The 14,200-nt window shown below is 52.4% G+C and carries 16 protein-coding genes and 2 pseudogenes; 14 read left to right on the plus strand and 4 right to left on the minus strand.

Translation table 11 applies throughout. The features are described 5' to 3' along the window. Positions 1-347: 347 nt before the first annotated feature. Entirely contained in the window at positions 348-836 is a 489-nt protein-coding gene (locus RC74_RS11330; protein ID WP_052274815.1) for an NAD(P)-dependent oxidoreductase, read from the minus strand. Positions 837-944: 108 nt separating this feature from the next. On the opposite strand from RC74_RS11330, the pseudogene RC74_RS11335 reads away from it, so the two are divergent. Beyond that, positions 945-1,184, plus strand: a pseudogene (locus tag RC74_RS11335) (transposase); the annotation flags it as partial. A 349-nt stretch (positions 1,185-1,533) separates the two neighbouring features. Here RC74_RS11335 and RC74_RS11340 read toward each other — a convergent pair. Then, positions 1,534-2,244 (minus strand): FadR/GntR family transcriptional regulator, encoded by a 711-nt coding sequence (locus tag RC74_RS11340; RefSeq protein WP_039002171.1) that lies wholly within the window; start codon positions 2,242-2,244, stop codon positions 1,534-1,536. A 236-nt stretch (positions 2,245-2,480) separates the two neighbouring features. On the opposite strand from RC74_RS11340, the gene RC74_RS11345 reads away from it, so the two are divergent. From RC74_RS11345 to RC74_RS11380, 8 genes are all read left to right on the plus strand, one after another. Next, positions 2,481-3,008 (plus strand): redoxin domain-containing protein, encoded by a 528-nt coding sequence (locus RC74_RS11345; RefSeq protein WP_052274813.1) that lies wholly within the window; start codon positions 2,481-2,483, stop codon positions 3,006-3,008. Between the two features lie 112 nt (positions 3,009-3,120). Continuing rightward, positions 3,121-3,789 (plus strand): amino acid ABC transporter permease, encoded by a 669-nt coding sequence (locus RC74_RS11350; RefSeq protein WP_039002170.1) that lies wholly within the window; start codon positions 3,121-3,123, stop codon positions 3,787-3,789. Between the two features lie 6 nt (positions 3,790-3,795). Further along, positions 3,796-4,452, plus strand: coding sequence for an amino acid ABC transporter permease (locus RC74_RS11355; protein WP_039002169.1), 657 nt, complete (start codon positions 3,796-3,798; stop codon positions 4,450-4,452). A gap of 50 nt (positions 4,453-4,502) precedes the next feature. After that, positions 4,503-5,291 carry a transporter substrate-binding domain-containing protein gene (locus tag RC74_RS11360; RefSeq protein ID WP_039002168.1) on the plus strand — a complete coding sequence of 263 codons (789 nt, stop codon included), beginning with the start codon at positions 4,503-4,505 and terminating at the stop codon, positions 5,289-5,291. Positions 5,292-5,313: 22 nt separating this feature from the next. Next, positions 5,314-6,072, plus strand: a complete 759-nt coding sequence (locus RC74_RS11365; RefSeq protein WP_052274812.1) for an amino acid ABC transporter ATP-binding protein — start codon at positions 5,314-5,316, stop codon at positions 6,070-6,072. A 60-nt stretch (positions 6,073-6,132) separates the two neighbouring features. Continuing rightward, a complete protein-coding gene (locus RC74_RS11370) occupies positions 6,133-6,762 on the plus strand; it encodes a glutathione S-transferase family protein (RefSeq protein ID WP_039002167.1) in 630 nt (209 codons plus the stop codon). Positions 6,763-6,808: 46 nt separating this feature from the next. Continuing rightward, positions 6,809-7,429, plus strand: coding sequence for a glutathione S-transferase family protein (locus RC74_RS11375; RefSeq protein ID WP_039002166.1), 621 nt, complete (start codon positions 6,809-6,811; stop codon positions 7,427-7,429). Positions 7,430-7,495: 66 nt separating this feature from the next. Continuing rightward, on the plus strand, positions 7,496-8,437 hold the full coding sequence (locus tag RC74_RS11380; RefSeq protein ID WP_052274552.1) for a Zn-dependent hydrolase: 942 nt from the start codon (positions 7,496-7,498) through the stop codon (positions 8,435-8,437). 43 nt (positions 8,438-8,480) lie between these two features. Here the strand turns inward: RC74_RS11380 and RC74_RS11385 are convergent, their stop codons facing one another. Continuing rightward, positions 8,481-9,284 carry a substrate-binding domain-containing protein gene (locus RC74_RS11385; protein ID WP_082802262.1) on the minus strand — a complete coding sequence of 268 codons (804 nt, stop codon included), beginning with the start codon at positions 9,282-9,284 and terminating at the stop codon, positions 8,481-8,483. Between RC74_RS11385 and RC74_RS22180 the strand changes: the two are divergent. Continuing rightward, positions 9,192-9,479 (plus strand): annotated as a pseudogene (locus RC74_RS22180) (hypothetical protein); the annotation flags it as partial. The gene RC74_RS11385 and the pseudogene RC74_RS22180 overlap by 93 nt on opposite strands. A gap of 98 nt (positions 9,480-9,577) precedes the next feature. Here the strand turns inward: RC74_RS22180 and RC74_RS11390 are convergent. Then, complete coding sequence (locus RC74_RS11390) at positions 9,578-10,570, minus strand: ABC transporter substrate-binding protein (RefSeq protein ID WP_038999936.1); 993 nt, start codon at positions 10,568-10,570, stop codon at positions 9,578-9,580. A 161-nt stretch (positions 10,571-10,731) separates the two neighbouring features. Here RC74_RS11390 and RC74_RS11395 point away from each other — a divergent pair, with 161 nt between their 5' ends. From RC74_RS11395 to RC74_RS11410, 4 genes are all read left to right on the plus strand, one after another. Next, positions 10,732-11,415, plus strand: a complete 684-nt coding sequence (locus RC74_RS11395) for a TetR/AcrR family transcriptional regulator (RefSeq protein WP_038999935.1) — start codon at positions 10,732-10,734, stop codon at positions 11,413-11,415. A 68-nt stretch (positions 11,416-11,483) separates the two neighbouring features. Beyond that, on the plus strand, positions 11,484-12,290 hold the full coding sequence (locus RC74_RS11400) for an ABC transporter permease (protein WP_052274550.1): 807 nt from the start codon (positions 11,484-11,486) through the stop codon (positions 12,288-12,290). Continuing rightward, positions 12,287-13,351 (plus strand): NAD-dependent epimerase/dehydratase family protein, encoded by a 1,065-nt coding sequence (locus tag RC74_RS11405; RefSeq protein ID WP_052274549.1) that lies wholly within the window; start codon positions 12,287-12,289, stop codon positions 13,349-13,351. The genes RC74_RS11400 and RC74_RS11405 overlap by 4 nt, the downstream gene beginning before the upstream one ends. Beyond that, on the plus strand, positions 13,338-14,198 hold the full coding sequence (locus tag RC74_RS11410; protein WP_038999933.1) for a GNAT family N-acetyltransferase: 861 nt from the start codon (positions 13,338-13,340) through the stop codon (positions 14,196-14,198). Before RC74_RS11405 ends, RC74_RS11410 begins: the two co-directional genes overlap by 14 nt. Positions 14,199-14,200: the final 2 nt, after the last annotated feature.

The raw sequence follows: 14,200 nt of genomic DNA on the forward strand, positions 1-14,200 counted from the left end.
GTGTTGCCCTAAATGACACCGATGTCATGACACCGATGTCATCAGTGTGTCAATGTAATCTTTTGTTGGGGACCCGATGCGCCAGCACCGTGAACCTTGCGCTGAGAAAATTGAAATGCCTCCGAGTGTCAGTGAATCGAGCTATCATTTTGCGGTTTGCCGCTCGACAATTTACAACTTGCCTAGCTGTGGCAGAAACCTACCGCTATTTGGCTCCATGGGCGCTGACGTCAGGCACTAACCGTCGCCCATTATTTTTGAAAAATCTTATTTATCTCAGTTGGTTAATTTGGAATTGGCTGGCCCGCGTGTCGAATTTAATACGTAGCACAGCATTTCAAACCTCACTATGCACTCGCCACCTTCGCAGCCCCCGAAATTGCCATTTTCAGCAACCGTGTCATTGCGCTGCGCGTTTTAAACCCTGTGTGAGCGGTCAAAGTAACTTTCGGAAGTCGAGTGAGGACATTGTTGACCGCTAGGGGTTCATAATCAAAGACATCAAGAGCAGCATGGCCGAGCGTTCCCGCGCTTAGATGGCGCACAAGGGCAGTAGTCTCCACAAGTTCCGCACGGGCCGTATTGACAAAAATTGAGTCTCTTTTCATCAATTTCAACCGTTTGTCGTCAAGAAATCCTGCCGTGTTCTTATTGAATCCAAGGTGCAGAGACACGACATCCGAACGCAGGAGCAATTCTTCCAGTTCGACGTCTTCAATATTTCCCATGTTTTCGATGGGGCTTCTGTTCCAGCCAACGACCTTGAATCTGACGTCGGCGGCGAAAGATCCGAAATGACGTCCGATTCCGCCCAAACCAATCACTCCAACTGTCATTTCGGAATATTCCCTTGCCACTTGTGGCTCCCAGATTTAGGTGCGCACATTGCGGTCCATTTGGTACACACGCCGAACGGCGCACAGAGTCAACACCAAAACGCCCGCCAAGACGCCCGCCAAGTTGCCTGCGACATCGCTAAGACTAAGCAATATGCGGTCTCAATGCGGTTGAGGAAAAAGGTCGAGATGCTCTTCGCTCATCTCAAACGCATCCTGGGGTTGAGACGGCTCCGATTGCGCGGCCGTAACGGTGCGAAAGACGAATTCTTACTCGCTGCAACCGCCCAAAACCTCCGCAAACTCGCCAAGATCCTTCCTGCACCGCAGCAAATGCAAAAAGCCTGATAAGAAAGGCGCTCGCGCCGAATTGAAAGCCCAACTTGTTGCGCGCGCAATACGGTGTTTTTCCACAAAATCGGCTTGAAGCCGACATTCGCCGCGTAAATGCCCGCTAAGCAATGGGCCGTTCGCGACATCGATGGATTAATGATTTGGCCCAATTCCTGCACCATGCACATTTCGGATTAAAGGGCGGTTTGCAGACCTTCGCTGCGCTTTGCACTAAGGGCAGCTATGCGGCCTTTTCTGCCATTGGACGAAGGTCTTTGAATGTGCGTTTTCGCTGCGCTTGCTCCTGATTCGTCTATCTGGAAGACGGGGATCTCGATAGCATAAATCTTTGGGGACCGTTGCCTTAAACTGCCCGGTTTACAACCAATCCGCGCGATAGATGCACGCGCATCGCTTTAGAAGCGGCCACCGGATCTTTGGCCGCGATCGCGTCGTAAATCGCAACATGATGTGCAATCAGTTCTTCAAAGAATGCGTCACGCTCTGTGCCGAATTCCAGTCGAAGGACCACGCGCGGGATGATTTGAGTGCCAAGAAAATGCATGAAATCTACAAGATAACTGTTGTGTGTGGCCTCTGCGATTTTGACATGAAAATTAAAATCTTCCTCAGCGCCGCCGACGCTTTCAGCGTTAAGCTGGTTAATAATATCCAACGCTTGTTTTATCGTCGCAAGCTCGTCGTCGGTACGGCGCGTTGCTGCAAGTGCGGCCGCTTCCGTTTCGATCCCGAGCCGCAGCTCCATGCTCTGGCGGATGTGGTCAATTTCACTGATGCTGTTATCGCCAAAACGAAATGGGCGTGTGGGTAGATGTTCCGCCACAAACACACCGCGGCCATGTTGAGATTCCACAAGTCCCTCGGCACCCAAGGCTGAAATTGCCTCGCGGATGACGGTCCGGCTCACGCCAAACATATCTATCAACTTAAGCTCGGTCGGGAGCTGTTGCCCAGCGATCCATTGGCGGTCGTCGATCATCTTTCGCAGCCGGTTGGCCACATCCACGCTTAGGCGGGGCCGTTTTGCCGATACTGGCGAAGGATTAACTTGCAACGATCAAATCTCCTGTTGTGCAATCAAGGTGTAAGGGGCGACCCAAGGCTGAACGCATAAAGGTTTTTTTACATACTGCCAATCAAATCACAACCTCACCACAAAATAATATATGACGTGTGACGTATGACATCATATAACTATTGACTTAGGTTTACACTTCGCTTTATTTGATCCTCAACAATTCACGTCATCGCAAATGCGAAGGCATTCGACCAAATGAGGAACCGCAGATCATGAACGGACAATCAAAACCTGTCGTCGGGGCGCCAATGCCCACAATCTCCGTTCCGCAATTGGGAGGTGGTACGATGACGATCGGTGGCGCGACTAAGGATTGGACGCTTTTCGTTGTGTATCGCGGCCGCCATTGCGGGCGCTGCAAAAACTACCTGAACACACTTGAGGCCATGAATGCTGACTGGGAAAAGGCCGGTTTCACCATCAAGATCGTATCTGCCGACACCAAGGAACGCGCGTCTTTGGATATTGCCGAATACAAGTGGAGCGTGGATGTCGGGTATGGTCTGAGTGTTGCACAAATGGCCACTCTCGGTCTTTACGTCACTGAGCCAACAAACAACGGCGACGCCATTGCACGGTTTGCGGAACCCGGTATTTTCTGCATCGATCCAGACGGAAATATCGTCGTTGCGGCGATTTCAAACGCCCCATCGGCGCGTCCTGATCTCGCGCAGTTATTGGACGGCATGCAATTCACCATCTCAAATAACCTGCCATTTCGAGGGACTGTGACGGCATAGACTTCTAACGCGGGGCCACTTCGCCCGGTGTGAATACAGCCCCAGGAATGCGGAGAGGAGATGTCCGCAGATTGGGAGCTAGGAAAATTGTACCAACAGCAGGGAGGCTTCTGTGTACGACTTTAACTTTGCACCGGTATTCGACTCGTTCGGATCACTCCTTGTGGGCGCGTGGCTAACTGTACAAATGTCGTGTATCGCGATGGTCGTCGGATTGATCCTTTCGATCTTTGGCGCGGTCGGAAAGACCTCCGGTCCCAAACCTGTCCGTATTGCGATCAATGTCTACATTGAGGTCATCAGAAACACGCCGTTTCTCATCCAATTATATTTCTTTTTCTTTGCGTTGCCAGCATTGGGCCTGCGTCTTGGTCCAAATCAGGCGGCACTGCTGGCGCTTGTTGTAAACTTTGGCGCCTACGGGACCGAAATCATGCGGGCCGGTGTTGCTTCAGTAGGTCACGGAAACATCGAAGCCGCGAAAACGGTCGGCTTGAACTTCTTTCAGACCCTGCGCTACGTGATCCTCAAGCCTGCAATGAGGGCGGTCTACCCGGCACTCACGAGCCAATTCATCTATCTAATGCTGGCCAGCAGCGTTGTGTCGGTTATTTCAGCGACCGACCTAGCCGCAGCGGGCAATGACCTGCAGTCCCAAACCTTTGCGAGCTTCGAAGTCTACATCGTTATCACGGCGATGTACTTTGCGATGTCGCTCGCGTTTTCAGGCGTCTTCGCCCTTATCGGCAAATACGCGTTCTCCTATCCAGTGAATAGGTAGCTCAAGATGATCCGAGAATTTGGTCCAAACGAAATCATCTACATTACGCTGGCAATCAGATATACAATCCTGCTGTCGCTTATCGCCTTTGCTGGCGGTGCAGTGGGCGGGTTGATAATTGCCTTGATGCGGGTGTCCCAGAACAAATACCGGCGTTGGTTTGCGGTGGCGTTCATTCGGGTGTTTCAGGGCACGCCGCTGTTGATGCAATTGTTTCTCGCTTATTTCGGTATGGCGATCTTGGGCTTTCCAATCGACCCTTGGACGGCGGCCAGCTTTGCGTTGATCTTGCACGCAGCGGCATTTCTCGGCGAGATCTGGCGCGGGTGCATTGAGGCCGTGCCGTCGGGCCAGCACGAAGCCGCCCGCGTCGTCGGGCTCGGATATGTCAATCGTATGCGACATGTTGTGTTGCCGCAGGCAATGCGTATCGCCCTCGGCCCGACCACAGGGTTTCTCGTCCAGCTGATAAAGGCGACCTCGCTTGCGTCCATTATCGGGTTCACTGAGTTGACCCGAGCCGGCCAGATCATCAGCAACGCCACTTTCCAGCCGTTCATGGTGATCAGCCTTGTCGCCGCGTTGTATTTCGTCCTGTGCTGGCCGCTTTCAAAATTGGCCTCCAACATGGAGCACAAATTCAATCAAGCCACGACACGTTAACCCTTCATGCGAGACAAACGCCTGAAGCCCAAAAGGAAAGAGTCATACAAATGAAACTTTTGAATATTCTAAAAACCATGTTGGGCGCCGCTGTCCTGAGCAGCGCTTTAACCCAGCCAGCTGCGGCGGCTGAACTTGCCAACATCAAAGATGCAGGCGTGATCAACATTGGCGTTCTGATCGACTTCCCACCTTACGGCATCATGAATGAAAATAATGAACCCGACGGCTATGATGCGACGGTCGCAAAGATGTTCGCGGACGATATCGGTGTAGAACTTAACTTAATTCCGGTCACCGGCCCGAACCGGATCCCTTACCTGCTGAGCGGGCAGGTGGATGTTCTGGTATCGTCACTTGCAATCACGCCAGCACGCGCCGAACAGGTGGATTTCTCAAACCCCTACGCTGCTATCCGCATTGGTATCATGGCAGAGGCCGACCTAGATATCTCGTCGGCGGATGATCTTGACGGGGTCAGCGTTGCCGTTGCCCGCGCCAGTGGTCAGGACGCAACGATCACCGAAATCGCGCCGGAAGGGACAGTTATCCGACGGTTCGATGATGACGTCAGCGCGGTCCAAGCCCTGCTGTCGGGTCAGGTACAGGCGATTGGCGCCTCTAATACGGTGATGGCGCAAATCCGCCATGTCGCCCCGGGTCAGTTCGATGAAAAATTCACCCTGAACCAATTCCGACTGGCAATCGCGGTCACACCCGACGCGCCAGAACTTCTTGCCTACGCAAATGCCTTCCTCGCACGTGTCACCGAGTCGGGTGCCTTGAACGAAGTTCACATGCAGTGGCTCGACGAACCGCTTCCAGACTTCACTGAATAATTAGAAAAAGGAAAGCAATCCAATGTCCTCCCAGCCCGTTCCAACTGTGCAATTGGCACCAGAACTCGCAATCGAAATGACCCAAATCGAAAAATGGTATGGCGCATTTCAGGTCCTTCACGGTGTTGATCTGACAGTTGCGGCGGGTGAACGCATTGTGATTTGCGGCCCTTCCGGATCCGGAAAGTCGACCCTCATCCGCTGTATCAACCAGCTTGAGGCGATTCAAAAGGGATCCATTAAGGTGAACGGCACCGTTTTGGATAAAAACGCCAAGACGGTGCCGCTCGACATAGGTATGGTGTTCCAGCAGTTCAACCTGTTTCCGCATATGACGGTTCTGGAGAACTGCGTCCTTGGCCCCGTTAAGGCCCTAAAAGTGAGCAAGGAAGAGGCAACGCAGACGGCGCGGGAATACCTCAAGCGGGTTCGCATTCCCGAACAAGCCGACAAATATCCTGCCCAACTGTCCGGTGGGCAGCAGCAACGCGTCGCCATCGCGCGGGCGCTGTGCATGAGGCCGCGCATTATGTTGTTCGACGAGCCAACATCGGCGCTGGATCCCGAGATGGTGAAGGAAGTCTTGGATACGATGATCGACCTCGCGCAGGATGGGATGACCATGATCTGCGTGACACACGAAATGGGGTTCGCGCGGGCCGTCGCGGATCGCGTTATTTTCATGGACCACGGCCAGATCGTCGAAGAGAATTCGCCGGAGCTGTTCTTTGGCAATCCGCAACATGAGCGGACAAAGAATTTCCTTGGCCAGATAGCTTAATACAGGACCTGCACGAACTCCTGCCCCACCTCACCTGATTGATAATGAAGGACCTATCGAATGATTGATTTCTACACTTGGCCCACGCCTAATTGCCGCAAGGTTTCAATCCTTCTGGAAGAGCTCGGATTGCCCTATGAGGTGCATCCTGTCGACATCAACGACGGCGCACAGCACGCACTGGACTTTCTCGCGATCAGCCCCAACAATAAAGTTCCGGCGATTGTGGATCGCGACACTGGTATCGCCTTGTTCGAATCCGGAGCAATCCTGCTATATCTTGCCGAGAAACACGGGAAATTTCTGCCCAAAGAACCGCAAGCCAAGGCTGAAGTGACGCAATGGCTGATGTGGCAAATGGGGGGCCTTGGGCCAATGGCCGGGCAAGCGCATCATTTCCTGAAGAACAACCCCGGCAAGGCACCCTATGCCGAAGATCGCTTCAAGACAGAAGTCGCACGGCTCTATAGAGTTCTTAATCAACAACTTGACGGGCGTGAGTACATTTGCGGTGATTATTCTATCGCCGATATGGCCAGCTGGCCGTGGGTGTCGCGCCACGAGTGGCACCAGATTGATTTGGCCGACTACCCGAACGTACGCGCCTGGTATCGTCGTCTTCGATTGCGCGATGCGGTTCAAAACGGCTACCATGTGCCGGTCTTCGCCAATGAAATTCCAACAGGTTAAACGCCTCGATACTTGATTCACCTGATACAAAAGATTGGACGAAATTATGATTAAGGTTCTCGGACGCGCCAACTCCGTTAATGTACAAAAGGTTATGTGGTGCGCCGCAGAGCTTGATGTCGATGTGGAGAGGGTCGACATTGGTGGGGCGTTCGGAGGAAATAATACCTACGAATTTCGCGCCCTGAACCCGAACGGAAGTGTTCCCGTCCTCATTGATGGCGACTTTGTACTTTGGGAATCCAATGCCATTGTGCGTTATCTGTGTGACCACTACGGGACCGGCGAATGGAAGTTCTCGTCAGCGCAGGAAGTAGCCTTGGCTGGTCAGTGGATGGACTGGTATCTCACGACGATGCATGCGCCAATGACGGTCTTGTTCTGGCAACTTATTCGGACCGAAGCTGGCGTGCGCAACGCGGCGCAGATTAATACGGCAATCGCAGAAGCCACAAAGCATTGGGCAATCTTGGATCAACACCTCGCCGCCTGCGATTTTATCATGGGCGACGAACCGAGCATGGCCGACATTCCGCTTGGGAGTTCAGCATATCGCTGGCATTCGATGGGCTTTGAGCGACCCGATTTGCCAAATGTTAAGGCGTGGTGGGACAGACTGGTGGAACGCGGTGCATATTGCGATAACGTGATGATCCCGTTAACTTGAACGTCACCCGCGCCACTTTCATCCGGGCTACGTCCGGGTGGGCGTTACGATGGAGCACTTGGCGTCGTGGCGGCTCTCGTTGCAATCGCCGCTTTGAAAGCTGAGTTTGGTTCACCTCGAAAGCCACTGGAATTCGTGTCGTTTTGCGAAGAAGAAGGCAGCCGGTTTCCAACCGCTGGGTTTTGGGGATCGCGGGCAATCGTCGGACGAGTGACGCCGCAAGATTGCGACACCGTTTTAGAAGCGACAGGCGATAGTATTGGCAGCACCATGGCTGCAATCGGCTTTAATCCGGCGCGTATCGATGAGGCTGCGCGCAATGATATCGAGGCTTTTGTCGAACTCCATATCGAGCAAGGCCCCATCCTAGAGGATGCGAATTTGCCAGTGGCAATTGTGGATGCAATTACTCACATTCGACAAACTAAGGTCACGCTGACAGGGCAGTCCAATCATGCCGGTGCTTTTCCCATGGATATACGCTACGATCCTATGGCGGGGTTCGCTGAAGTCGTCACATCGGTGATCGATCACGCTCATACTCTTGGGCGCCCCGCGGTCACGACCATCGGGCAATGCATACCTGGCCCGAATAGTGCCGCGATCATTCCACGTTCGGTGACATTTACCATTGATGCCCGTCATCCGGATCCAGAAGCGGCTGCCCTTCTCTATCAGACGCACGATAGAATGTTGTCTGAGATTGCGACGAGACGAGGCCTAACTTTGGAGACGCAAATCCTAATTGATCATCCCGCGTGCCCAAGCGATCCAGACCTTCTTTCCGCGCTTGGTCGGGCAGCAGACTCCGCCGGTGTTGCAACCATGCACATGGCTAGCGGGGCAGGTCACGATGCGCAACAAATGGCTAAAATCTGTCCGATTGCAATGATCTTCGTGCGTAGCAAAGACGGGCGTAGCCACACGCCGGAAGAGTTTTCGACCATAGAAGACATCGTGGCGGGCATCAAAGTTCTCGCTGGTGCCTTATACGAGCTCGCCTATTAAGCGAAGCGTGGGAAAAGAAACCAGCTCTGTAGGGCGGGCATTTTTAGTGGTCTATCCGAAAGATATTCCACTTCGCCTGCCAGACATCCTGCGGCACCATTAGCAGCTGGTTTTGAATCCATTGACCTGCTTGACCAAGAACTTGCTGCTCGGTCCAAACAAGGTCTAAGCCATCCAAGGCATCGCTTTGCTGGAAAGCGTATTCCATTTGGACCAATCCGTCCGATGCCACCAAGCTCCTGACTGCCGACAGCGGAAGTTCTGCCCAACCTAAACCGTGCAACACCAGATCGAGGATCATCCCCGAACTTTCCGCATACCAAATCGAGGCGCTTTTGACCTCTCTGACGTGCCCCGGCACACTCCGTGAACGGCTTTTCAGAACCAATTGTCGATGCTGCCGAAAATCTCGGTGGGTGACGCTATCAATCTTTGCCAAGGGATGGGATTTACTGCAGATTGGGATCAGAGCTGAATGCCCTACGCCACGAAATTGAAAACCGGTCGGATAGCTTTCCTGTTCGGTCATAAGGCCTAGAACAGCGCGCCCTTCCTTGAGCGAAGTAGCGGTGTCGTTGGGGCCCGTCGTCAGAATTTCTAGCGTCACATGTGGGAATTCATGCGAGAACGCTGCCAGAAGATCCATGACTGGAGCCAGATTGATGCTTTGTTCAACAGCGATGCAAAGATTGTCTTCGATCCCCTCTGACATTGACGAAGCTTTGGCCGCGAACTCGTGGTTTCCGAGCAGGATATGCATCATGGCAGCCAATACTGTTCGCATGATTGTCAGAAGATCCTGCGTCAGCACGGGTTCCAAGCGTCCCCCTCTCATGCATGTAATCATTCACTGCTGGGGCTGTTCATGAGCGGCAAAGGAAATTGCTACGACTGTGAGTATAGTATTGCGGCTTGATGGTCTGACCCATGCTACGATTGAGATGGCGATCTTCAAATAGATCAACGGCTTTTACAATCCACGACAGCGGCACTCAGCATTGGCTGGAGAGGCCCTGTCGCTTTCGAGCGAAAGGCAACTTAAATGAGTTGAGAGCCCCGAACGTATGCGCGACAAGGCCGAACAATAGAGCGCAGCGAAAACCGCCGCGCTCTATGTCAATTGAGGGTTCAAAAGGCTTGCTACTCGGCAGTCATTTTAATTGTCTCATCGAGAAAATCGTTGGTGTAAACCGTTTCTATGTCAAACGGTTCTTTGAGGTCAAAATAAGTCTCAACCATACTGTAATCGGCGGCCATCCGTTCCGGACTAAAGGCTCCGAGGGCAACTGTCTGCGTTGTCTCATCACGCATCAGTTCTTTAATTCGGCTCCATTGATTTTTTTGGTTTTCGGCATCCAAACCAGACACGTCGGACATCAACGCATCCAAACACGGTTGGAAATCGGCGACGCAGGCTGCAAAGGCCTTTTGGCTTACAGCCGCGAATTTCCCAACGGTATCGCGGTGCTCTGCTAGGAATGTTTCATTGACGATGATCGAATTGCCATAGGGGTTCACGCCAATGTCGCGCCAAGCGACAAACCCAAGGTCGTCGCCAAATTCGCGCACTTTTAGATCATGCTCGTTGTAGAAATCGCTGGTCACGTCAATCGCGCCGCTCTTTAGAGAGGCCAACTTTGCCTGTGGTGAAACATTTACGAATTTAACAGAGTCAGGTTCGATACCAACGGTTTTTGCAAACAGGGGCCACATGATACGTGACGCATCCGCAGGTGGATTCCCGATAGAGCGGCCAGAAAAGTCCTTGGGTGTTTCAATTCCACTACTTTTGAGCCAATAAAAACCTTGGGGTGTGTTGGCATAGACGGTCATCACTGCAGTGGCGTTGGCTCCTTCGCCACGTGCAAGTAGGACCGTTGCAAGATCTGCCACGCCTATTTCTGCAATGCCCGCAGCAACGCGCTGAACAGCGGCACCTGATCCACGTCCGGCTTCAATTTCCAAATCAATGCCTTCCGCCTCATACCAGCCTTGCTGTTTTGCATAGAAATAGGGCGCATGATCGGCGGTCGGTACCCAATTTAGTACCATGCTGATGTCTTCGGCTTGCGCAGCAAGCGGAGAAAGAAGTGCTGAAAGCGCAGTCGAAAGAACGAGATAATTTCTAGACATCTTTGGTTAACTCCTAGATTATAAATAGAAAAATGGAACCCGACAGGTGATAGTGTCGCGTACCCAGACGATCTTGGTGGTCAACAATAGGCATGGATGCTATTATTGATCAACAACCAATCAACTAGTTGGTTACATAAAGGGTGTGGCGAGGACGTGTGATGGAAAAACCTATGATTGTTAATAACAGCGCGAAAGCCGAAGGCTCGACTCCTAAAAGGCGTCCGCAAAAACGGGATACTGCCGCAAGTCGAAAGGCACTTCTCGACGCGGCGGTCACTGAATTTTCCGAATTCGGCTTTGAAGGGGGGCGCGTTGATCGTATCGCGCGCCTTGCGGGCGTTAATAAACAATTGGTTTATCATCACTTCGGCAGCAAAGCCGATCTCTACCGCGCCACGCTGGAAGAGGTCTATCGCGAGATTCGTGCGCGCGAACAGCAGCTTCATCTTGAAGAGCATGAGCCAGAGGCCGCCATGCGGGTTCTCGTCGAGTTCTCGTTTGATTATCTTGCAGAACACCCTGAGTTCGTCACTTTAATCAATGATGAAAACCGGATGGAGGCGGTTCATTTGAAGAAGTCCGATAAGGTCACGGACATGCATTCTCCGCTCATCAACTTGGTCGAAGAAACGCTAGATCGTGGTGTGGCTGCAGGTGTTTTTAACAATCGATTTGACCCGATTGATCTATACCTCTCGATCGCAGGGCTTACCTATTTCTACTTTTCCAATCGCCATACAGCCTCGGTTATTTTTAATCGAGACATAACCACAGCCAAACAGATGCAGCAACGGCGCGCCCATATTGTAGATTTCGTGCTATCGTCTTTGCGGCATAAATAAATCAACCAACTGGTTGGTTGACATTTGAGGTCATCCTGTCTAGCCTTTTTTAAAACAGGGGATGAAATATGAGTTCAGAAACGGACACAGGTCTAGACGAGCGCGCGCGACTGGAACGTCGCCTGCGCAACCGCAGCAGACTGGTTGCATTCATGTCTCACGTGGCGGTTCTCGTCGTTTGGGAATTGGCAGTTAAACTCTTTGACGTGCCACGCTTTATCCTTCCCGCGCCAAGCGAGATTATTATGACCCTTGGTTCCAGTCGCTATGATTGGCTCGGCAATACTTGGGTCACTGCGCTGGAAATCTGCGGTGGCTATTTCTTTGCTATAGTATTGGGCGTTGCTGCTGCGTTGATTTTCTCGTGGTCCAAAACACTATCCATGATGTTTTTCCCCCTGCTAATCACACTCAACATGATCCCAAAGGTGGCACTTGGCCCGTTGGTGATTGTTTGGTTTAGCTATGGTATCTCGACCAACATTCTGATCACATTTTCACTTTGCTTTTTCCCCATCCTACTGACAACTGTCAGGGGGTTGCGCGAAGTGGAGCCTGACCTGCTTGATTTGGTGAAATCGTTGCGTGGATCGCGTTGGCAAACCTTTTTTTACATCCAGCTACCCGGTGCGCTTCCGTACATATTTTCTGGCATGAAAGTTTCGGCAATCCTTGCTGTTGCTGGTGCTGTTGTTGGTGAATTCATTGCCTCTGACCGCGGGCTTGGCTACCTGATGATCCAAGTGCAGGCATCCCTTGATACCCCCGCCATGTTTATGGCTGTAACCTTGATCACGCTGATCGGCATCGCGCTTTACATGGCAGTGCTTCTTGTCGAACACATTGTGCTCCCTAAAGATGCGAGGATGTCATGAGCGATATCAATAAAACTCCCGTTAAATTGCTAGATGGGGCATGTCTGCCCGAACGTTTTAATAGTGTTGAGGCTTTAGATGCCTTCATTGCGCAACCGTCTCAGGCGCTGATCGATGATCTTGCTGCCATCGATGGCGATATTATGATCCTCGGCGCGAGTGGCAAGATGGGTCCATCTCTTGCGCGCCTTGCACGCAATGCGGCCCCTAACAAAAAAATCATTGCCGTGGCGCGGTTTTCCGATCCAGCCTCAAAAGTGGAACTGGAAGCGAACGGCATCGAAACTATTACCTGCGATCTTTTCGACGCTACCGCGATTGAAGCCCTGCCTAAGGTCAAAAATATTATCTTTATGGCAGGTCGCAAGTTCGGGTCGGACGGCAATCAGCCTCTGACATGGGCGGCGAATACTCATATTCCTGCGCTCGTTGCTCAGGCATTTTCCTCGTCACGTATCGTCGCTTTTTCCACGGGTTGCGTTTATGCATTTTCCCAAGTTGAAGGCATGGGCTCTGACGAGGGGGATCAGCTTGATCCGCCCGGAGAATATGCGCAATCGTGTATTGGGCGTGAGCGGATGTTTGAATATTTCTCTGCTGTCCATGACACTCCTGGTAAAATCTATCGCCTCAACTACGCAATCGATCTGCGCTACGGTGTGCTTCACGATATCGCTGTGAAGGTACGTGATGGTCTCCCGATTGATGTCACTATGGGGCATGTCAACGTGATCTGGCAGGGCGATGCAAATTCAATTGCTTTGCGCTGCCTCAAGCAGGCGACGACTCCGACAAGTCCGATCAATGTCACTGGTCCCGAAGTGGTTTCCGTGCGTTGGCTGGCTGAAAAGTTGGGTGAAAAGTTGGGCCGCGCCCCTGTCATCACGGGAGAAGAAGCCCCAGAAGCATGGTTGTCAAACACGCGCGTGTCTAACGGCATCTTCGGCTACCCAATTGTGCCGCTCGATCGGATGATGGATTGGACTGCCAACTGGGTTTCTGACAACTTGCCATCACACAACAAACCAACTCATTTTGAGGCGCGTGATGGTGCCTACTGAGGCGGTTCCTCCCCAACACATCGGCCCGCGCCTCATCTCCTTGTCGCAAGACAATATCGATGAAGCGATGGAGCTTTCAACGGAAGCGGCTTGGAACCAAACCGCAGATGATTGGCAGCTCTTTCTAAGCCACGGTGCGGTGTTTGGTATCGTGGAGGATGGCGTGTTGTCTGCCAGTGCGGCAATCATGCCTTATGGGATTGAGGTCGCTTGGATAAGCATGGTCCTTACACGCAAAAGCAGGCGTGGATGCGGCTTTGGCACCAGATTGCTAAGGCATTGCCTGTCAGAGATCGACGCCCAAAACCGAACGGCTGTGTTAGATGCCACACCCGCAGGGGAAGTCATCTATCGCAAGCTCGGCTTTGAAGGCTATGACACCTTTACCCGTTGGGCAGGAACTGGTGGTGGCAAGCTGTGCTGTGCTGCCGTGGCACCTGATCTTGCCCCTGCGATTTTAACTGCAAACCAAGCCTTTGGCGCGGATAGAACAGAGTTGCTCTCGAACTTTGCACGCCGTCGCTCGGATCTGTGCCGCTATGAACCTGACACAACGCTGTGTGCCTTTGGTCGAGATGGTCGTCTGGCCACTCAGATTGGTCCTATTGCTTCGGCTTCGTCACTCTCGGATGGCTCAGAGATCGCGGCCCTCGTCACTGACCTCATAGACTCCATCGCCGGACCCGTTTTTATGGATGTGGCTGATCACTGTACCCAACTTGTAGCACGTCTTGAAACGCTGGGGTTTGAAAAACAGCGCCCGTTTTTACGCATGAAACGCGGCCCGTGGCTGCCCCCTGAAAATGGATCGACGATTGCCGCAATCGCCGGACCTGAATTTGGATAGGA

This window comes from Falsihalocynthiibacter arcticus (assembly GCF_000812665.2).
In the GTDB taxonomy this organism is placed as follows: domain Bacteria; phylum Pseudomonadota; class Alphaproteobacteria; order Rhodobacterales; family Rhodobacteraceae; genus Falsihalocynthiibacter; species Falsihalocynthiibacter arcticus.